This window comes from Streptococcus infantis (assembly GCF_015546995.1).
Classification (GTDB): domain Bacteria; phylum Bacillota; class Bacilli; order Lactobacillales; family Streptococcaceae; genus Streptococcus; species Streptococcus infantis_J.
This window is the reverse complement of the sequence record NZ_JADMUH010000017.1, coordinates 1-20908: the sequence shown is the minus strand read 5'-3', so window position 1 is coordinate 20908 and position 20908 is coordinate 1. Positions and strand designations below refer to the sequence as shown.

Here is a 20908-nt window from a genome sequence, read left to right as displayed (position 1 = left end):
AATCGAGAAACGCATGTATATTGAAATGGTAGATGAAACTGGTCAGGTTTCTAAAGAAATTTTAAAGCAAACTCAAGAAATTTTGGAATTTGCTGCTAAAAAGATTGGAAAAGAAGACAAGGAGATGGCAGTCACTTTTGTGACCAATGAACGCAGTCATGAACTCAATTTAGAGTATCGAGATACAGATCGTCCAACTGATGTCATCAGTCTTGAATACAAGCCCGAGTTAGAGATTACCTTTGACGAAGAGGATTTGGCAGAAGATCCTGACTTAGCAGAAATGATGTCAGAATTTGATTCTTATATCGGCGAGTTATTCATTTCAATTGATAAAGCGCATGAGCAAGCTGAAGAGTACGGTCATAGTTTCGAACGTGAAATGGGCTTTTTAGCTGTGCACGGTTTTTTACACATAAACGGTTATGATCACTACACTTCGGAAGAAGAAGCGGAGATGTTCGGTTTACAAGAAGAAATTTTAACAGCCTATGGACTCACAAGACAATAAACGAAAATGGAAGAATCGTGACTTGCTCTCAAGTTTAGATTTTGCCCTGACAGGTATTTTTACTGCCATAAAAGAAGAGCGTAATATGAGAAAGCATGCAGTGACTTCTGTCTTAGTTCTACTTGCAGGCATTGTTTTTCAAGTTTCTAGAATTGAATGGCTCTTTCTCCTATTAAGCATTTTTTTAGTAATCGCTTTTGAGATTTTGAATTCTGCTATAGAGAATGTAGTGGATTTGGCTAGCCATTATCACTTCGATATGCTTGCAAAGAAGGCTAAAGACATGGCTGCAGGTGCAGTTCTTGTAGTGTCTTTATTTGCTGCAGTGACTGGACTTATTATTTTCATCCCTAGGATTTGGGATTTGCTATTTTAAACATTATAGAGGTAACTATGACATTTAAATCAGGCTTTGTAGCCATTTTAGGACGTCCCAATGTTGGGAAGTCAACTTTTTTGAATCATGTCATGGGGCAAAAGATTGCCATCATGAGTGATAAGGCGCAGACAACGCGCAACAAGATTATGGGAATCTACACCACGGATAAGGAACAAATCGTCTTTATCGATACCCCAGGGATTCATAAGCCTAAGACTGCCCTTGGAGACTTCATGGTTGAGTCTGCCTATAGCACTCTTCGTGAAGTCGATACAGTTCTCTTCATGGTTCCAGCAGATGAACCACGCGGGAAGGGCGACGATATGATCATCGAACGCCTCAAGGCTGCTAAAGTACCAGTCATTCTCGTGGTAAACAAGATTGACAAGGTGCACCCAGACCAACTTTTGGCTCAAATCGATGATTTCCGTAATCAGATGGACTTTAAGGAAATTGTTCCGATCTCAGCCCTTCAAGGCAATAATGTCTCTCGCTTGGTAGATATCCTCAGTGAAAATCTTGAAGAAGGTTTCCAATATTTCCCAGCCGATCAAATCACCGATCACCCAGAACGTTTCCTAGTATCAGAGATGATTCGTGAAAAAGTGTTACATTTAACGCGTGAGGAAATTCCACACTCAGTTGCAGTAGTGGTTGATTCTATGAAACGAGATGAGGAAACCGATAAAGTTCATATCCGAGCAACTATTATGGTCGAGCGTGACAGCCAAAAAGGGATTATCATCGGTAAAGGTGGTGCTATGCTCAAGAAAATTGGTACCATGGCTCGTAAAGATATCGAACTCATGCTAGGGGACAAGGTCTTCCTAGAAACATGGGTCAAAGTTAAGAAAAATTGGCGCGATAAGAAATTAGATCTTGCCGATTTTGGGTACAACGAAAAAGAATACTAAGAAGAGGTGGGCAGTAGCCTGCTTCTTGTTTTTAGAAAAGGAGGAACTATGCCTGAATTACCTGAGGTAGAAACAGTTCGACGAGGTCTTGAAAAACTGATTCTAGGGAAGAAGATTTTAAACATTGACATTCGTTACCCCAAAATGATTAAAACTGATTTGCATGAATTTCAGAAGGAAATGCCTGGTCAAGTTATTCAATCAATGGGACGTCGTGGCAAGTATCTACTTTTCTATTTATCCGATAAAGTCCTTATCTCACATTTGAGAATGGAGGGCAAGTATTTTTATTACCCAGACCAAGTTCCAGAACGTAAGCATGCTCATGTTTTGATTCATTTTGAAGATGGTGAAACTCTTGTTTACGAGGATGTCCGCAAGTTTGGAACTATGGAATTGCTTGCTCCTGAGCTTTTAGAGGCTTACTTTATTTCAAAAAAACTTGGTCCGGAACCGACTGAGAAGGATTTTGATTTAGGGAGTTTTAAACTTGCCTTGAAAAAATCTAAAAAACCAATCAAATCGCATCTTCTCGACCAGACTTTGGTTGCAGGATTAGGTAATATCTATGTGGACGAAGTACTTTGGAGGGCGAAAGTTCATCCAGCTAGGATTTCTCAAAGTTTAACAGCACAAGAGGCTAGAAAAGTTCATGATGAAACGATCAATGTTTTAGGTCAAGCGGTTGAAAAGGGTGGTTCAACCATTCGCACCTATACCAATGCATTTGGCGAGGATGGGACCATGCAGGAATTCCATCAAGTATACGACAAGGCAGGTCAAGCTTGTTCGCGTTGTGAAACAATCATCGAAAAAATTCAACTAGGTGGTCGTGGAACTCACTTTTGTCCAAAATGTCAAAGGAGAAAGTGATGGGAAAAATAATCGGAATTACTGGTGGTATTGCGTCAGGGAAGTCCACTGTCACAGAATTTTTAAGACAAAAAGGTTTTCAAGTTGTAGATGCGGATGCAGTCGTCCACCAACTACAAAAACCTGGTGGACGACTCTATCAGGTTTTAGTGGAGCATTTTGGGGGGAAGGTACTTCTTGAAAATGGTGAACTGAATCGCCCCTTACTTGCTAGTCTTATTTTTTCAAATCCTGAAGAGCAAGAATGGTCTAAGAGAACCCAAGGTGAGATTATTCGTGAGGAGTTAGCTGCATTACGAAATCAGTTTGCTCAGACAGAAGCTCTCTTTTTCATGGATATCCCCCTACTTTTTGAGCAAGACTATGCTTCATGGTTTGACGAAACTTGGCTAGTCTATGTAAATCGTGATGTTCAATTGGAGCGATTAATGAAACGGGACCAAATCTCAAAAGAAGCAGCTGAATCCCGTTTAAACTCTCAATGGCCTTTAGAAAGAAAAATTAGTCTGGCTAGTCACAGTCTAGATAATAATGGCAATCAGGAACAGTTGATAGCTCAAGTAGTTCAGTTGCTTGAAGAAATGTGTCTATAAATTAACATTGTTAGGAAGGAGAATTTTGGTATTGTTTGTTCAAATCATCTTAGATTGAAATAGTATCAAATACAAAAAATCTAGTGCGTGTAAAAATTAATCTAAAATGCTCCTCTTGTGGCAGCATGAATTATCTAACCAGTAAGAACTCCAAAACACATCCAGATAAGATTGAAGTCTTAAAGTATTGTCCCAAAGAAAGAAAAGTGACTCTACATCTTGAATCTAAGTAGAAATTATGGTAGAATAATAGGGATTTTAAGGAGTTTGATATGTATAACCTATTATTAACCATTTTATTAGTATTATCTGTTGTGATTGTGATTGCAATTTTTATGCAACCAACTAAAAATCAATCTAGCAATGTATTTGATGCCAGCTCAGGTGATTTGTTTGAACGTAGCAAAGCGCGTGGTTTTGAAGCTGTAATGCAACGTTTGACAGGAATCTTAGTCTTTTTCTGGCTAGCCATTGCCTTAGCATTGACGGTATTATCAAGTAGATAAGAAAATAATGGGCGAGACTAGGTCTTTGCCTATTTTTATTTTTGAAAGAAATAAGGTTTTACACCAAAAAAATTTAACAATCTAGAAAGAAAACATGAAAGATAGAATAAAAGAATATTTAAAAGAAAAGGGACGAGTCACTGTAAATGACTTGGCTCAAGCTCTTGGAAAGGACGGTTCCAAGGACTTTCGAGAGCTCATTAAAACCTTGTCCCTGATGGAGAGAAAGCACCAAATTCGCTTTGAAGAAGATGGTAGTCTCACCTTGGACCAAAAGAAAAAACACGAGATTACTCTTAAAGGAATTTTCCATGCCCATAAAAATGGCTTCGGCTTTGTTAGTCTTGAAGGCGAGGAAGATGATCTTTTTGTAGGAAAAAATGATGTTAACTATGCCATTGATGGCGATACTGTTGAAATTGTAATCAAGAAGGTTGCGGATCGCCAAAAAGGAACTGCAGCTGAAGCAAAGATTATCGATATTTTAGAACACAGTTTGACGACGGTTGTTGGTCAAATCGTTCTTGATGAGGAAAAACCCAAGTATGCAGGTTACATCCGTTCAAAAAATCAAAAGATTAGTCAACCAATCTACGTTAAGAAGCCAGCTATTCAATTAGACGGTACGGAGGTTCTCAAGGTCTTTATCGATAAGTACCCAAGTAAGAAACACGATTTCTTTGTCGCTAGTGTCCTAGATGTGGTTGGACATTCTACAGATGCGGGGATTGACGTTCTTGAGGTCTTGGAGTCAATGGACATTGTATCTGAGTTTCCAGAGGCTGTTCTCAAAGAGGCAGAAAATGTGCCAGACGCTCCATCAGAGAATGATCTGGAAGGTCGTCTGGACTTAAGAGATGAAATTACTTTTACCATTGATGGAGCTGATGCAAAAGATTTGGATGACGCTGTTCATATCAAACCATTAAAAAATGGAAATATAGAACTAGGAGTTCATATCGCGGATGTTTCATATTATGTAACGGAAGATTCTGCTCTTGACAAAGAAGCCCTCAATCGTGCGACCTCTGTATATGTGACAGACCGTGTAGTTCCAATGTTGCCAGAGCGCCTCTCAAACGGAATCTGTTCTCTTAACCCTCAAGTGGACCGCTTGACTCAGTCTGCTATTATGGAGATTGATAAAAATGGTCGTGTTCGTAATTATACGATTACTCAGACTGTTATCAAGACAAGTTTCCGTATGACCTATAGTGATGTCAATGACATCCTAGCAGGTGACGAGGAGAAGAGACAAGACTATAAGAAAATTGTTCCTAGTATCGAACTTATGGCCAAACTCCATGAGACTTTGGAAAGTATGCGAATCAAGCGTGGTGCTTTAAATTTTGATACCAATGAAGCTAAGATTTTGGTAGATAAAAAAGGCAAGCCAGTTGATATTGTTCTTCGTCATCGTGGCGTTGCTGAACGTATGATTGAGTCCTTTATGTTGATTGCTAACGAAACGGTTGCCGAGCACTTTAGCAAGCTGGACCTACCTTTTATCTATCGGATTCACGAGGAGCCTAAAGCTGAGAAAGTTCAGAAGTTTATTGATTACGCTTCAAGTTTTGGATTGCGAATTTATGGGACTGCCAGTGAGATTAGCCAGGAAGTACTCCAAGACATCATGAGTGCTGTTGAAGGCGAGCCATATGCGGATGTATTGTCCATGATGCTTCTCCGTTCGATGCAGCAGGCTCGTTATTCTGAGTATAATCACGGTCACTATGGATTAGCTGCAGACTACTACACTCACTTTACCAGTCCGATTCGCCGTTACCCGGACCTCCTTGTTCACCGTATGATTCGTGACTATGGACGTTCTAAAGAAGTGGCGGAACATTTTGAACAGGTCATTCCAGAGATTGCAACTCAATCATCCAATCGTGAGCGTCGGGCTATCGAAGCTGAACGTGAAGTTGAAGCTATGAAAAAAGCCGAATACATGGAAGGGTTTGTGGGTGAAGAGTATGATGCAGTAGTATCAAGTATCGTCAAATTTGGTTTTTTTGTTGAATTGCCAAATACAGTCGAAGGCTTGATTCATATTACAAATCTGCCTGAGTTTTACCATTTCAATGAACGTGATTTGACTCTTCGTGGAGAGAAATCAGGGACAACCTTCCGTGTGGGACAACAGATTCGTATTCGTGTCGAAAGAGCCGATAAAATGACTGGTGAGATTGATTTTTCTTTTATCCCAAGCGAGTTTGATGTCATTGAGAAAGGTTTAAAACCGTCTGGCCGCAAGGATAGAGGTCGTCGTTCTGATAAGAAAGAAGACAAGAAAAAAGTTGGTCGCTCAAGTGATAAGCGCAAGCATTCATCAAAAGACAAGAAGAAAAAGAGCAAGAAACCTTTTTATAAGGAAGTAGCAAAGAAAGGAGCCAAGCATGGCAAAGGGCGAGGGAAAGGTCGTCGCGCAAAATAAAAAAGCGCATCACGACTATACTATCGTAGATACGCTAGAAGCAGGAATGGTTCTAACTGGTACAGAGATCAAGAGTGTTCGAGCAGCTCGTATCAATTTAAAAGACGGATTTGCCCAAGTAAAAAATGGTGAAGTCTGGTTGAGCAATGTTCATATCGCTCCTTATGAAGAAGGGAATATCTGGAATCAGGAACCAGAACGTCGTCGTAAACTTCTCCTTCATAAAAAGCAAATCCAGAAGTTAGAGCAAGAAACAAAAGGAACGGGGATGACGCTGGTTCCTCTTAAAGTTTATATCAAAGATGGCTATGCCAAGCTCCTTTTAGGACTTGCAAAAGGGAAACACGATTACGATAAACGTGAGTCTATCAAACGCCGTGAGCAAGATCGTGATATTGCGCGTGTTATGAAAGCTGTTAACCACCGATAGAAAGAGTGAAGAATATGGAAAAACTAGTTGCCTACAAACGCATGCCTGTCTGGAATAAAGACACCATGCCAGAGGCTGTTCAAAGAAAACACAATACTAAGATCGGAACCTGGGGCAAGATTACCGTATTAAAAGGGACTCTTAAGTTTATTGAGTTGACTGAAGAGGGAGAAGTTATAGCTGAGCACCTCTTTGAAGCAGGTGCTGATAATCCTATGGCACAACCTCAAGCTTGGCACAGAGTGGAAGCTGCCACAGAAGATGTGGAATGGTATTTGGAATTTTATTGTAAACCAGAGGATTATTTCCCAAAGAAATACAATAGCAATCCAGTTCATTCGGAAGTCTTAGAAGCTATGCAGACGGTCAAACCATGTAAGTCACTTGATCTAGGATGTGGTCAGGGTAGAAATGCACTCTTTCTAGCTCAACATGGATTTGATGTTACAGCAGTTGACCAAAATGAACTTTCCCTTGAAATCTTGCAAAGTATCGTGGAGCAAGAAGATTTGGAAATGCCTGTTGGTCTCTATGATATCAATTCAGCAAGCATCGGACAAACTTACGATTTTATCGTATCGACAGTTGTGCTCATGTTTTTACAAGCAGATCGTATTCCGGCTATTATCCAAAACATGCAGGAGCAAACCTCAATTGGGGGTTACAATTTGATTGTGTGTGCCATGGATACAGAAGATTATCCATGTTCAGTTCATTTCCCATTTACCTTCAAAGAGGGTGAGTTGGCAAATTATTACAAGGACTGGGAATTGATTAAGTACAATGAAAATCCCGGCCATCTCCATCGTCGTGATGAGAATGGTAATCGTATTCAACTACGCTTTGCGACTATGTTGGCTAAAAAAGTAAAATAAATGAAAAAAAGGAATAGAGAGCAGTCGTTTTCTATTCCTTATTTATTACCCTAATAAGAAAGGGAATTCTCAATTTATGCTATACTAGAAGTAGGAGAAGTCGATGAAATTAATCAGAATTGTGATAGTTTTAAAACGATTCTGATCGCCCACTATTCTTTCAGACTTTTTTGTCTAGGAGGTCTTAAGATGACTAGTCTTTTAATTGAACTGTACGACCGTCATACCATTGAGAAAAATGTCTACCAAGCTTTTGTCAGTGATTGTGATGAGATTTTATACCTTTCTACAAGAAAAATTGCTGAGGAAGATAAGCTATCCTTGAAGCATTTTCTAATGGAACAAGTTCCACACTTAAAACAAGTACATTTTCGACAATTCCACCTAGAAAATATCTGCCAGGAATTAGACGTATTTATCAATGATTTTGAGTCAGTGACCATCGATGTTTTTGGTGGAGATAATCTATTAGCGATAGTTCTATATCAGTATGGTTTGGAGAAAGGTATTCCCATTATTGCTATGGATGTTGAACAAGGAAGGCAGTATTCCTGGGATAGGGGTAACATAAAGGATAAAGATTTAGCTATCCCAAGTTTATCTATTGAACAATTGATATCTTTACGTGGTGGAAAAGTCCTTAAATCAAGAAGGCCTCAGCATTCTAATAAGCAAGTGCTAGCTATAAAAAAATTGGCCAAATATGCTATCGAAAATCCTGAAAAATGGTATCAGATTACCCAATTCTTTGCACTGGCAAAAACAAATGATTTTCACGCTGAAACAGCAAAAGTTTTGAAGAGTAATGGAAAAATTTATTCTTACCCCAGTAGCTTGATTCCTTTGTTCACAGAAGCTAATTTATTGAAAGTAGAAGAGGAAACAACAGATACTGTCACTTATACATTCCCAACACCAGAAGCACATCTGTTATGTCGAACAAAAGGGCATATTTTAGAATTGTATATCTATTTACTAGCCCTCGAGTCGGAGTATTTTGATGAATGTATGATTGGTACTGAAATTGACTGGAATGGGATTTTTCCTGAGGCTGACAATGTTCAAAATGAGATTGATGTTATTCTTCGTAAAGGTCACTCTGTAGTTTTCATTTCTTGTAAAATGACGGATCTAGCAGTTGAAGCTATTAACGAACTTGAAGTTTATGCCAATCATTTTGCAGGTGATAATTGTTTGAAGATGATTGTTTGCTCAGGCAAGATTAACCCCGTTTACAGTCATCGTTGTCAAGAATATGGTGTAATGGTGATAAAGCAGGATCAAATACAGAATCTCATTCCTATGTTGCAGAAATATATTAGAAAACAACTGAATTAGTTGAGAATAAATGGGAGAAAGGTTGAGTTGGTCAGCCTTTTTCTTCTCTTTCTTTTCGAATAAAGTAGAAAAGGGGGATATATGTTTTTAGCTAGAGATAAAAAAGGTCATTTAATCAACGCGTTAGAGAATGAAGTAAAGAAACAAGCTTATTATTGTCCAGCTTGCGGAACGAGTGTTCGCTTGAAAAAAGGAAAAAATGTAAGAACTCATTTTGCGCATGAAAGTTTAAAAAGTTGTGATTTTTATCATGAGAATGAAGGACCAGAACATTTGGAGAATAAGGTGGCACTTTTAAATTGGGCTAAGAAAGATGCTGAAGTAGAAATGGAATATCCGATTCCTGAACTTAAGCAAATCGCAGATATCTTTATCAATAAGCAATTAGCACTGGAAGTTCAGTGTAGTCCTATTTCTTGTGAACTTTTACGGGAGAGAAGTAATGGTTATCGAAGTCTGGGAATTCAAGTTCTTTGGCTACTGGGAGAAAAGCTCTGGATAAAAGAGCGACTAACTAAACTTCAAAGAAATTTTCTTTATTTTAGTAATAATATGGGATTTTATCTTTGGGAGTTAGACCATAAAAGACAAGTTTTGAGGCTCAAGTACCTCCTTCACCAAGATTTGAAAGGGAAACTCCATTATCAGCTCAAGGAATTTTCTTATGGCAAAGGAAATCTCCTAGAAATTTTACGTAGTCCCTACCAGCAGCAAGAGCTAACTGCTTTTTCTGTCGAACAGGATAAGAATATTTGTCGTTACATTCAAAAACAACTCTATTATCAAAATCCCTATTGGATGAAGCAACAAGCCCAAGCTTACTTGAGAGGAGAAAACCTATTAAATTTGAAGACTCAGGACTGGTATCCCCAAGTAAGGCCGATAGAACCTGGTCATTTTTGTCAGATAAGTCAAAATCTATATGATTATTACCGCAACTTTCAGGCTTATTATGAACTGAATCCACAAAATCAGCAACAAAAGCTCTATCCACCTGCCTTTTATCAGCAGTATTTCTCGAAAAATATGGTAAAATAGAAAGGATGGAGGAAATTTATGGTATTACAACGAAATGAAATCAATGAAAAAGATACTTGGGATCTATCAACGATCTTTGAAACAGACCAAAAATGGGAAGAAGAATTAGCCCTATTAACCGAGGATACAAAAGAAGCAGCTAGCCTTGAAGGACATCTTTTGGATAGCGCAGAGAGCCTATTAAATATTACAGAGCGTTATTTGGATTTGAGCCGTCGTCTTGAAAAACTTTATGTTTATGCACATATGAAAAACGACCAAGACACACGAGTAGCTAAGTATCAAGAATACTACGCAAAAGCAATGGCTCTTTATAGTCAACTAGACCAGGTCTTCTCTTTCTATGAGCCAGAATTTATGGCTATCACAGAAGAGCAGTATCAAGACTTTCTAGCAGAAGAACCAAAACTCCAGCCTTATAAACATTTCTTTGATAAACTATTGCAAAATAAGGAACATGTCCTTTCACAACGTGAAGAAGAGTTGCTTGCAGGTGCTGGTGAAATCTTCGGGGCAGCTAGTGAAACCTTTGCTATCTTAGATAATGCAGATATCGTCTTTCCATTTGTTCAAGATGAAGATGGAAATGAAGTTCAATTATCACACGGTGTTTATATGCGGTTGGTAGAATCTAAAAATCGTGAAGTTCGTCGTGGTGCATATGAAGCACTATACTCTACCTATGAGCAATACCAGCACACTTACGCTAAAACCTTGCAGACCAATGTAAAAGTACAAAACTACCGTGCAAAAGTTCGGAACTACAAGAGTGCGCGTGAAGCAGCTCTTGCAGCGAACTTTGTTCCAGAAAGTGTCTATGACAACTTAGTATCTGCTGTTCGTAAGCATTTGCCATTATTGCATCGTTATCTCTCACTTCGTTCAAAAATCTTGGGTATTCCAGATCTTAAAATGTACGATGTCTATACACCACTGTCTTCAGTAGAATACAGCTTTACTTATGAGGAAGCCTTGAAGAAGGCAGAGGAAGCTTTGGCTGTTCTTGGTGAGGATTACTTGAGTCGTGTTAAACGCGCCTTTAGCGAACGTTGGATTGATGTGTATGAAAACCAAGGCAAACGTTCAGGTGCATATTCAGGTGGTTCCTACAATACTAATGCCTTCATGCTTCTTAACTGGCAAGATAACCTAGACAATCTCTTTACTCTTGTACATGAGACAGGTCATAGTATGCATTCAAGCTACACGCGTGAAACTCAACCTTATGTATACGGAGATTACTCAATCTTCTTGGCAGAAATTGCTTCAACAACCAATGAAAATATCTTAACTGAAAAATTATTGCAAGAAGTTCAAGATGACGCAACACGCTTTGCTATTCTCAATAACTTCTTGGATGGTTTCCGTGGAACAGTGTTCCGCCAAACTCAATTTGCTGAATTTGAACATGCTATTCACCAAGCCGATCAAAATGGTGAAGTCTTGACAAGCGAGTTCTTAAACAATCTCTATGCTGACTTGAACCAAGAATATTATGGCTTGAGCAAGGAAGACAATCCTCAAATTCAGTACGAGTGGGCTCGTATCCCTCATTTCTACTATAATTACTATGTATATCAATATTCAACAGGCTTTGCAGCAGCTTCGGCCTTAGCTGAAAAGATTGTTCACGGTAGTCAAGATGATCGTGACCGTTATATTGATTACCTCAAGTCTGGGAAGTCAGACTATCCTCTAAATATCATGCGAAAAGCTGGTGTTGATATGGAAAAAGAAGACTATCTTAATGATGCCTTTGCAGTCTTTGAGCGCCGCTTAGATGAGTTTGAAGCCCTTGTTGAAAAATTAGGATTGGAATAAAATGGTTGAGTCATATAGTAAAAATGCCAATCATAATATGCGGCGTCCTGTTGTAAAGGAAGAAATCGTCGAATTCTTACGTCAACGTCAAAAGCAGGTGACTGGTTCCTTAAAAGAACTAGAAAACTTTGCTCGCAGAGAAAATATTCCAATCATCCCTCATGAGACTGTCGCTTATTTTCGTTTCCTGATGGAAACAATACAACCAAAAAACATTTTAGAGATTGGGACGGCGATTGGCTTTTCAGCACTTTTAATGGCTCAACATGCCCCAGAGGCTAAAATTACAACCATTGACAGAAATCCTGAAATGATTGGTTTTGCCAAGGAAAATTTCGCCAAGTTTGATACTCGCCAACAAATCACTCTTTTGGAAGGCGATGCGGTAGACGTTCTGTCAACATTGACAGAGACCTATGATTTTGTTTTTATGGATTCTGCAAAATCCAAATACATCGTATTTTTGCCAGAAATCCTAAAACACCTTGAGGTTGGTGGAGTAGTTGTCTTGGATGATATTTTCCAAGGTGGAGACATTGCTAAGGATATTATGGAAGTCCGACGCGGGCAACGAACCATTTATCGTGGTTTGCAAAGACTATTTGACGCAACTTTAGACAATCCAGGATTAACAGCTAGTCTAGTTCCTCTTGGAGATGGAATATTGATGCTAAGAAAGAATCAAGCAGAAGTAGAACTGCCAGATGTTGACTAATTTCAGATATTTTTAAGACAATTTAGTAAAATAGATAAGGTAAACATTTATCTAGTGTATAAAAAAGGAGTAAACATGAAGAAAAAATTATTGGCTGGTGCCATCACTTTGTTATCAGTAGCTACTTTGGCTGCTTGTTCAAATAGTTCTCAAGGAGCTGACCTCATCAGTATGAAGGGTGATGTCATCACTGAGCACCAATTTTATGAAGAAGTGAAAAACAACCCAACTGCACAACAAGTATTACTTAACATGACTATTCAAAAAGTTTTTGAAAAACAATATGGATCTGAAGTAAGTGACAAAGAAGTAGAAGATGCGGTAGCAGAAGAACAGAAGAAATATGGTGATAGCTATCAAATCGTTCTTTCTCGTGCTGGTATGACAGCAGAAAGTCGTAAAGCTCAAATTCGTACAAGTAAACTAGTTGAGTATGCTGTTAAGAAAGCTGCAGAAGCTGAATTGACAGATGAGAACTACAAAAAAGCTTACGATGAGTACACACCAGAAGTAACTGCGCAAATTATTAAACTTGACAGTGAAGATAAGGCTAAAGAAGTACTTGCTAAAGCTAAAGAATCTGGAGCTGACTTCGCACAATTGGCTAAAGATAATTCAACTGACGAAAAGACAAAAGCAAATGGTGGAGAAATCACTTTTGACTCTGCATCAACAGAATTGCCAGACGTTGTTAAAAAAGCTGCATTTGCTCTTGATGTAGATGGTATTTCAGATGTGATCACAGCGCCAGGTACACAAGCTTATTCAAACAGCTTCTATATTGTGAAATTGACTAAGAAAACAGAAAAATCTTCTAACTGGGAAGATTATAAAGAAAAATTGAAGACAGTTATCCTGACTCAAAAACAAAATGATGCTACTTTTGTTCAAGGCATTATTAGTAAAGAATTGCAAGCAGCAAATATCAAGGTCAAAGACCAAGCATTCCAAAATATCTTTACTCAGTACATCCAAAGTGATACAACAGCTCAAACGACAACTACATCAGCAGCAACTGAAACGACAACAACATCTTCAAACTAAAGATGAAAACTCTATCTTTCTACTCTTGAAAGGTAGAGTTTTTTGAAGCTTTCTTAACTAAAAGTTGAAAATGTAGATAAATGATTTGTGAATTCTCCAAGTACAAATTCTAGGCTTTAACGGATAAGAGTTTTTTTCTAGTTTAAAAAATGGTATAATAGCTAGTAAAACTAGAATGAATAGAAAATTAAAAATTTAGTAGATGGTGAAATATGAAAATTAGTAAAAGGCACCTGTTGAATTACTCTATTTTAGTGCCCTATATTCTCTTGTCTGTTTTGGGACTGATAGTGGTATATTCGACAACGAGTGCATCCTTGATTCAGGAGGGTAAGAGCGCCTTTCAATTAGTTCGAAATCAGGGCTTGTTTTGGATCGTTAGTTTGTTGCTTATTGCAGTAATCTATAAGTTGAAACTTGGTTTTCTTCGAAACGAACGTTTGTTATTTATTGTTATGTTTGCTGAGTTAGTGTTACTAGCTTTAGCTCGTTTGATTGGGATTCCCATCAATGGTGCTTACGGTTGGATTAAAGTAGGACCTATTACTATTCAGCCTGCGGAATACTTGAAAATTATCATCATTTGGTATTTGGCTCAACGTTTTTCAAAACAACAAGAAGAAATTGCCGTTTATGATTTCCAAGTTTTAACTCAAAACCAATGGTTTCCTAGAGCGTTTAACGATTGGCGATTTGTACTTTTAGTCATGATTGGTAGTTTGGCTATTTTCCCTGACCTTGGAAATGCTACAATTCTCTTTTTGGTAGCATTGTTGATGTACTCAATTAGTGGGATAGCTCACCGATGGTTTGCAACTATTCTTGGAGTATTGACCAGTTTATCCTTTGTTTCTCTAACAACCATTAAGCTTATTGGTGTTGATAAGTTTTCTAAGATTCCAGTATTTGGATACGTAGCTAAACGATTCAGTGCTTTCTTTAATCCATTTGATGATGTCGCTGGTGCAGGACACCAATTAGCCAATTCTTATTATGCAATGGTTAATGGTGGATGGTTTGGCTTAGGATTAGGAAACTCCATCGAGAAGCGTGGCTATCTACCTGAGGCGCACACGGACTTCGTTTTCTCTATTGTGATTGAAGAGTTTGGGTTTGTCGGTGCCAGTCTTATTTTAGCTCTATTATTCTTCCTAATTCTTCGTATTATTTTAGTGGGGGTACGAGCAAAAGATCCGTTCAACTCTATGGTAGCAATCGGTATTGGTGGAATGATTTTAATTCAGGTATTCGTTAATATCGGAGGGATTTCAGGATTGATTCCATCTACAGGTGTAACCTTCCCATTCCTTTCACAAGGGGGTAATAGTCTATTGGTTCTATCAGTAGCTATCGCCTTTGTGTTAAATATCGATGCTAGTGAAAAACGTGCAAAACTATACAGCGAATATGAAGCGCAACTTTAAGAAAAAGTAACAAGGAGAAAAATATGTCTCTTCAAAAACTAGAAAATAACAGAAACAAAACTGTAGTCCAAGAAGAAGTTCAAATTTTGACAGATTTACTTGAAGATATCACGAAAAATATGCTTCCCGCTGAGACGTTTGACAAAATTATACAATTAAAGGAACTTTCATCAAAGCTTGACTATCAAGGACTGGATAAAGTTGTGGCGGGACTTTCCAATGATGAAATGGTCTACATTTCTAGATATTTCTCTATTTTGCCACTTTTGATTAATATTTCTGAAGATGTTGACTTGGCTTACGAAATTAACCATCTAAACAATATTGACCAAGATTATCTCGGTAAATTATCAACAACCATTGAAATGGTTGCTGAAAAAGAAAATGCGGCTGAAATTCTTGAACATCTGAACGTGGTGCCAGTATTAACAGCCCATCCAACTCAGGTTCAACGTAAGAGTATGCTGGACTTGACTAATCATATCCATACTCTCTTGCGTAAATACCGTGACGTGAGAATGGGGCTTATTAACAAAGAAAAATGGCACAATGATCTTCGTCGCTATATTGAGATTATCATGCAGACGGATATGATTCGTGAGAAGAAACTAAAAGTAACGAATGAAATCACAAACGTGATGGAATATTACAATAGTTCTTTCCTACAAGCTGTACCAAATCTAATGTTAGAGTATAAGCGTCTTGCAAAAGAGCAGGGAATTGACCTAAAACAAGCAAAACCTATCACCATGGGAATGTGGATTGGTGGAGACCGTGATGGCAATCCATTTGTAACTGCTGAGACACTCATGCGTTCTGCTACCATTCAAAGTGAAGTGATCTTGAACTACTACATCAGTAAGATTTCTAGTCTCTACCGTACTTTCTCTCTTTCTACTAATTTATCCAAGACAAGCAAGGCTGTTGAAGAAATGGCAGCTCAATCTCGTGACACATCTGTCTTCCGTGAAAAAGAACCTTACCGTCGTGCTTTTCACTTTATCCAATCTAAATTAATTCAAACTCTTTTAAATTTGAAAGAGTGGGCTCTTGTCGGCTCATCAGCAGATGAACGCCATCACATTGAACGACTCTTTGGAACTCAAGGACATCAACAAGGAGTGGTTACTGACTATATTAGTAATCGTCTCTCAGGAGCCATTCAAGAATTGGCTGAAGACCGTCCTCCTTACTACGAAACAATTGAAGAATTTAAACAAGACTTAGATATCATTAAAGATTCATTGCTTGAAAATAAGGCAGAATCCTTGCTTACTGGAGAGTTTGCCGAGCTTTTAGAGGCTGTTGAAGTCTTTGGTTTCTTCTTGGCATCTATCGATATGCGCCAAGACTCAAGTGTTCATGAAGCCTGTGTTGCTGAGTTGTTAGCATCTGCTGGAATTAATGACCATTATAGTGATCTTTCAGAAGATGAGAAGTGCGAGTTGCTTTTACATGAACTATTAGAAGACCCTCGAATCTTGTCAGCTACTCATGCTGAAAAGTCTGAACTTCTTGAAAAAGAATTAGCCATTTTCCAAACTGCACGTGAATTAAAAGATCGTTTGGGAGAAGACGTTATTCGTCAAACGATTATTTCTCATGCAACCAGCGTGTCTGATATGTTAGAATTGGCAATCATGCTCAAAGAAGTTGGTCTTGTGGATGCTGAAAAAGCACGTGTTCAAATCGTGCCCCTCTTTGAAACAATTGAGGACTTGGATCATTCCGAAGAAACAATGAGAAAGTATTTCTCTTTACCGCTTGCTAAGAAGTGGATTGCTTCAAAAGATAATTATCAAGAAATCATGCTTGGCTACTCTGATAGTAACAAAGATGGTGGATATCTCTCATCTTGTTGGACACTCTATAAGGCTCAAAAACAATTGACCGCTATTGGTGATGAATACGGAGTCAAAGTAACCTTCTTCCATGGTCGTGGTGGTACCGTTGGCCGTGGTGGTGGACCAACTTATGATGCCATTGCTTCTCAACCACTCAAATCAATCAAGGACCGTATTCGATTAACTGAACAAGGTGAAGTTATCGGAAATAAATACGGAAACAAGGATGCAGCCTACTATAACTTGGAAATGTTGGTATCAGCGACTATCAACCGTATGATTACACAGAAGAAGAGTGATACTAATACATCAAATCGCTATGAAGCCATCATGGACCAAGTAGTCAGTCGTAGCTATGATATCTACCGTGAACTAGTATTTGGAAATGACCATTTCTATGATTATTTCTTTGAATCTAGTCCAATTAAGAATATCTCAAGCTTTAATATTGGTTCTCGTCCAGCAGCACGTAAAACAATCACTGAAATTGGTGGACTACGTGCCATTCCTTGGGTATTCTCATGGTCACAAAGTCGTGTCATGTTCCCAGGTTGGTATGGTGTTGGTTCAAGCTTCAAGGAATTTATTGATCAAGATCCAAAAAATATTGAATACCTTCGTGACATGTATCAAAATTGGCCCTTCTTCCAGTCACTCCTATCAAACGTTGATATGGTTCTATCAAAATCAAATATGAATATTGCTTTTGAATATGCTAAACTTTGTGAAAGTGAAGAAGTGCAAGCAATCTACTATACTATTTTGGATGAATGGCAATTGACTAAGAACGTTATCTTGGCCATCGAAGGCTACGATGAACTTCTGGCAGAAAATACTTACTTGAAAGACAGTCTAAACTATCGTATGCCTTATTTCAACATTCTGAACTATATCCAGTTGGAGTTGATTAAGCGTCAACGTCGTGGTGAGCTTTCTTCAGATGAAGAAAGATTAATTCATACAACTATTAACGGAATTGCTACAGGATTACGTAATTCAGGTTGATACAAGTTAGTTTTTATAAAAACCATAGAAATTTTTGTTAATATTTAAAATATTTTATGAAAACCCTTGACAAGCATTTTTAAAATGATATAATCGTATCATTCAGAAAGTAATCATTGAAGTTTTCTAGAGAGTCTGTGGTTGGTGGAAACAGATAGATGGAAGTGATGAAAATTGGGCTGAATGTTATAAAGAATTTGAAATCATAAGAATTCGGTGCGCACACCTTACAGTGCAACTCGTGAAGCGAGATTGAGAGATAGGGGGATTCCCTATAATTGAGGTGGCACCGCGTATCGACGTCCTCACACAAGTTTTTTGTGTGGGGACTTTTTCTTTTGTTTTGGAGGTATATGATGGAATTTAAACGATGGCGCCGCTTGGTAAAGTTATATTGAAAGTGACATGAACATTACGAAGTTTAAGGGAAATAAGGAGAAATAAATATGAATAAACGTTTAATTGGTATTATTGCAGCACTAGCACTTGTAGTTGGAGGAAGCTTGGTCTACTCTAACTTAACGAAACAAGATACTAAAACTGAGACAGCTAACAAAACAGCTAAGGTTGGTGTTCTACAGTTTGTCAGTCACCCATCACTTGACTTGATCTACCAAGGTATCCAAGATGGACTTGCTGAAGAAGGCTATAAAGGCGACCAAGTTAAAATTGACTTTATGAATTCAGAAGGTGACCAAAGTAAGGTCGCCACAATGAGTAAACAATTGGTGTCAAATGGAAATGATGTTGTTGTTGGAATTGCGACACCTGCAGCTCAGGGTCTTGCAAGTGCAACAAAAGACCTTCCTGTTATCATGGCAGCTATTACAGACCCAGTTGGAGCTAACCTTGTACAAAACTTGGAAAAACCAGGTGGAAACATCACAGGGGTATCTGATCATAACCCTGCTGAACAACAGGTTGAATTGATTAAAACATTGACTCCTGATGTCAAGACAGTTGGAGCTCTTTACTCAAGTAGCGAAGATAACTCTAAATCACAAGTAGAAGAATTCAAGGCTTACGCTGAAAAAGCTGGTTTGAAAGTAGAAACTTTTGCAGTACCTTCAACGAACGAAATTGCTTCAACAGTGAACGTTATGACTGGTAAAGTTGATGCAATCTGGGTTCCAATTGATAACACAATCGCATCTGCATTTTCAACTGTAGTATCAAGTAACCAAACAGCTAAAAAACCAATCTACCCAAGTGCCACTGCCATGGTAGAAGCAGGTGGTTTGGCATCAGTGGTTGTTGACCAACACGATCTTGGTGTTGCTACTGGTAAAATGATTGCCAAAGTCTTGAAGGGTGAAAAACCTGCAGATACACCAGTTAATGTCTTCTCAACTGGTAAATCAGTTATCAACAAAAAAGTCGCTCAAGAACTTGGAATCACAATTCCTGAATCAGTTCTCAAAGAAGCTGGTCAAGTAATTGAATAAGAATGTAGGAGGAGTTGGAGACATCTCCTCCAATTTTTAAAAGAAGGAAATGAATGTAACATGATAGTATCGATTATTTCACAAGGATTTGTCTGGGCTATTCTAGGTTTGGGAATCTTTATGACCTTTCGAATCCTAAACTTTCCAGATATGACAACCGAGGGTTCCTTCCCGCTTGGAGGAGCGGTAGCAGTAACTCTAATTACACAAGGTGTCAATCCTTTTCTTGCTACCTTAGTAGCTGTTGGAGCAGGCTGTCTTGCAGGTTTAGCGACTGGTCTTCTTTACACGAAAGGAAAGATTCCAACACTCTTGTCTGGTATTTTGGTGATGACTTCTTGTCATTCTATCATGCTCATGATTATGGGACGGGCAAACCTTGGGCTCTTAGGAACTAAACAAATCCAGGACGTTCTTCCTTTCTCATCTGAGGTTAATCAATTATTTACAGGCTTGATTTTTGTGACTTTGGTCATTCTACTTATGCTTTTCTTCCTAGATACTAAATTGGGACAAGCTTATATCGCAACAGGAGATAATCCAGATATGGCTCGTAGTTTTGGTATCAATACTGGACGTATGGAGTTGATGGGCTTGGTTTTGTCAAATGGTGTGATCGCACTTGCTGGCGCTCTTATCGCTCAACAAGAAGGCTATGCAGATGTTTCTCGTGGTATCGGGGTTATCGTAGTTGGTCTTGCAAGCTTAATTATCGGTGAAGTACTCTTTAAGAGTCTTACATTAGCAGAACGTCTGATTACTATTGTTGTTGGTTCTATTAGTTACCAATTTTTGGTATGGGGAGTCATTGCTCTTGGCTTTAATACTAGCTACCTCCGTCTATACAGTGCTCTTATCCTAGCAACTTGTCTAGTTATTCCAACCCTTAAGGATAAATATTTGAAAGGAGTCAAGTTAAGCAAATGACAGCGATTGTAGAATTAAGAAATGCCACTAAAATTGTAAAAAATGGCTTTGACGAGGAAAAAATTATCCTAAACGATGTTTCTCTTGATATTTATGAACACGACTTCATCACAATCTTGGGTGGAAATGGTGCAGGAAAATCAACACTCTTTAATAGCATTGCAGGAACTTTGCCCCTGACTAGTGGGACTATTCGTATTATGGGTGAGGATGTGACTCATTTTAGCCCTGAAAAACGTGCCAAGTACCTTTCTCGTGTCTTTCAGGATCCTAAGATGGGAACTGCCCCTCGTATGACGGTTGCAGAAAATCTCTTGATTGCTAAGTTTCGTGGTGAAAAACGTGGACTTTTTCCGAGAAGACTCTCAGCTTACAAGGAAGAATTTCAAGCAACCATTGAGAAAGTCGGAAATGGTCTAGAAAAACACTTGGATACACCGATTGAATTTTTGTCAGGTGGACAAAGACAGGCCTTGAGCCTCTTGATGGCAACCTTAAAACGTCCTGAACTCCTTTTGTTGGATGAACATACGGCAGCCCTTGACCCTAAAACAAGTGTGGCCTTGATGGAATTGACAGATGACTTTGTCAGCAAGGACCATCTAACAGCATTGATGATTACCCACCATATGGAAGATGCTCTCAAGTATGGAAATCGTCTCATTGTTATGAAGGAAGGACGAATCATCCAAGATTTAAACAAGGATGAAAAAGCCAAGATGAAGATTTCAGATTACTATCAGTTGTTTGAATAAAATTACTCATTTACAAAAAACTTAGGGATAAAAT

General features: G+C 38.4%; 20 protein-coding genes. All 20 read left to right on the top strand.

The window, feature by feature from the left end:
* Positions 1-13: 13 nt before the first annotated feature.
* The 20 genes from ybeY (at position 14) to I1J71_RS06520 (ending at position 20874) form a co-directional block, all read left to right on the top strand.
* Positions 14-511, top strand: coding sequence for an rRNA maturation RNase YbeY (gene ybeY / locus I1J71_RS06615; protein ID WP_195184178.1), 498 nt, complete (start codon positions 14-16; stop codon positions 509-511).
* On the top strand, positions 492-887 hold the full coding sequence (locus I1J71_RS06610) for a diacylglycerol kinase family protein (protein WP_195184177.1): 396 nt from the start codon (positions 492-494) through the stop codon (positions 885-887). Before ybeY ends, I1J71_RS06610 begins: the two co-directional genes overlap by 20 nt.
* A 17-nt stretch (positions 888-904) precedes the next feature.
* Entirely contained in the window at positions 905-1804 is a 900-nt protein-coding gene (era, locus tag I1J71_RS06605; RefSeq protein WP_060955628.1) for a GTPase Era, read from the top strand.
* Positions 1805-1852: 48 nt separating this feature from the next.
* Entirely contained in the window at positions 1853-2677 is an 825-nt protein-coding gene (gene mutM / locus I1J71_RS06600) for a DNA-formamidopyrimidine glycosylase (RefSeq protein ID WP_195184176.1), read from the top strand.
* Positions 2677-3270, top strand: coding sequence for a dephospho-CoA kinase (coaE, locus tag I1J71_RS06595; RefSeq protein ID WP_195184175.1), 594 nt, complete (start codon positions 2677-2679; stop codon positions 3268-3270). The genes mutM and coaE overlap by 1 nt, the downstream gene beginning before the upstream one ends.
* A gap of 83 nt (positions 3271-3353) precedes the next feature.
* A complete protein-coding gene (gene rpmG / locus I1J71_RS06590; RefSeq protein ID WP_007519517.1) occupies positions 3354-3503 on the top strand; it encodes a 50S ribosomal protein L33 in 150 nt (49 codons plus the stop codon).
* 39 nt (positions 3504-3542) lie between these two features.
* Complete coding sequence (secG, locus tag I1J71_RS06585) at positions 3543-3776, top strand: preprotein translocase subunit SecG (protein ID WP_000282517.1); 234 nt, start codon at positions 3543-3545, stop codon at positions 3774-3776.
* A gap of 94 nt (positions 3777-3870) precedes the next feature.
* On the top strand, positions 3871-6213 hold the full coding sequence (gene rnr / locus I1J71_RS06580; RefSeq protein ID WP_195184174.1) for a ribonuclease R: 2343 nt from the start codon (positions 3871-3873) through the stop codon (positions 6211-6213).
* Positions 6176-6643: an SsrA-binding protein SmpB gene (gene smpB, locus I1J71_RS06575; protein WP_001051741.1), complete on the top strand. Its 468-nt coding sequence runs from the start codon at positions 6176-6178 to the stop codon at positions 6641-6643. Before rnr ends, smpB begins: the two co-directional genes overlap by 38 nt.
* 14 nt (positions 6644-6657) lie before the next feature.
* Positions 6658-7518 (top strand): SAM-dependent methyltransferase TehB, encoded by an 861-nt coding sequence (tehB, locus tag I1J71_RS06570; protein ID WP_195184173.1) that lies wholly within the window; start codon positions 6658-6660, stop codon positions 7516-7518.
* A gap of 189 nt (positions 7519-7707) precedes the next feature.
* A complete protein-coding gene (locus I1J71_RS06565) occupies positions 7708-8856 on the top strand; it encodes a DUF1887 family protein (protein WP_195184172.1) in 1149 nt (382 codons plus the stop codon).
* Between the two features lie 81 nt (positions 8857-8937).
* Positions 8938-9894: a competence protein CoiA gene (locus I1J71_RS06560; RefSeq protein ID WP_195184171.1), complete on the top strand. Its 957-nt coding sequence runs from the start codon at positions 8938-8940 to the stop codon at positions 9892-9894.
* An 18-nt stretch (positions 9895-9912) separates the two neighbouring features.
* Positions 9913-11715 carry an oligoendopeptidase F gene (gene pepF, locus I1J71_RS06555; protein ID WP_195184170.1) on the top strand — a complete coding sequence of 601 codons (1803 nt, stop codon included), beginning with the start codon at positions 9913-9915 and terminating at the stop codon, positions 11713-11715.
* A gap of 1 nt (position 11716) precedes the next feature.
* Complete coding sequence (locus I1J71_RS06550) at positions 11717-12430, top strand: O-methyltransferase (protein WP_195184169.1); 714 nt, start codon at positions 11717-11719, stop codon at positions 12428-12430.
* Between the two features lie 75 nt (positions 12431-12505).
* A complete protein-coding gene (prsA, locus tag I1J71_RS06545; RefSeq protein WP_049495122.1) occupies positions 12506-13474 on the top strand; it encodes a peptidylprolyl isomerase PrsA in 969 nt (322 codons plus the stop codon).
* Between the two features lie 212 nt (positions 13475-13686).
* Positions 13687-14898 (top strand): cell division peptidoglycan polymerase FtsW, encoded by a 1212-nt coding sequence (ftsW, locus tag I1J71_RS06540; protein ID WP_195184168.1) that lies wholly within the window; start codon positions 13687-13689, stop codon positions 14896-14898.
* 23 nt (positions 14899-14921) lie between these two features.
* Positions 14922-17747: a phosphoenolpyruvate carboxylase gene (gene ppc / locus I1J71_RS06535; protein WP_195184167.1), complete on the top strand. Its 2826-nt coding sequence runs from the start codon at positions 14922-14924 to the stop codon at positions 17745-17747.
* Positions 17748-18193: 446 nt separating this feature from the next.
* A complete protein-coding gene (gene trpX, locus I1J71_RS06530) occupies positions 18194-19192 on the top strand; it encodes a tryptophan ABC transporter substrate-binding protein (protein ID WP_195184166.1) in 999 nt (332 codons plus the stop codon).
* Positions 19193-19252: 60 nt separating this feature from the next.
* The gene (locus tag I1J71_RS06525; protein ID WP_195184165.1) at positions 19253-20119 is read left to right on the top strand and encodes an ABC transporter permease; all 867 of its coding nucleotides are present in this window, start codon (positions 19253-19255) and stop codon (positions 20117-20119) included.
* Positions 20116-20874, top strand: coding sequence for an ABC transporter ATP-binding protein (locus I1J71_RS06520; protein ID WP_195184164.1), 759 nt, complete (start codon positions 20116-20118; stop codon positions 20872-20874). Before I1J71_RS06525 ends, I1J71_RS06520 begins: the two co-directional genes overlap by 4 nt.
* The last annotated feature ends 34 nt before the right edge of the window (positions 20875-20908 follow it).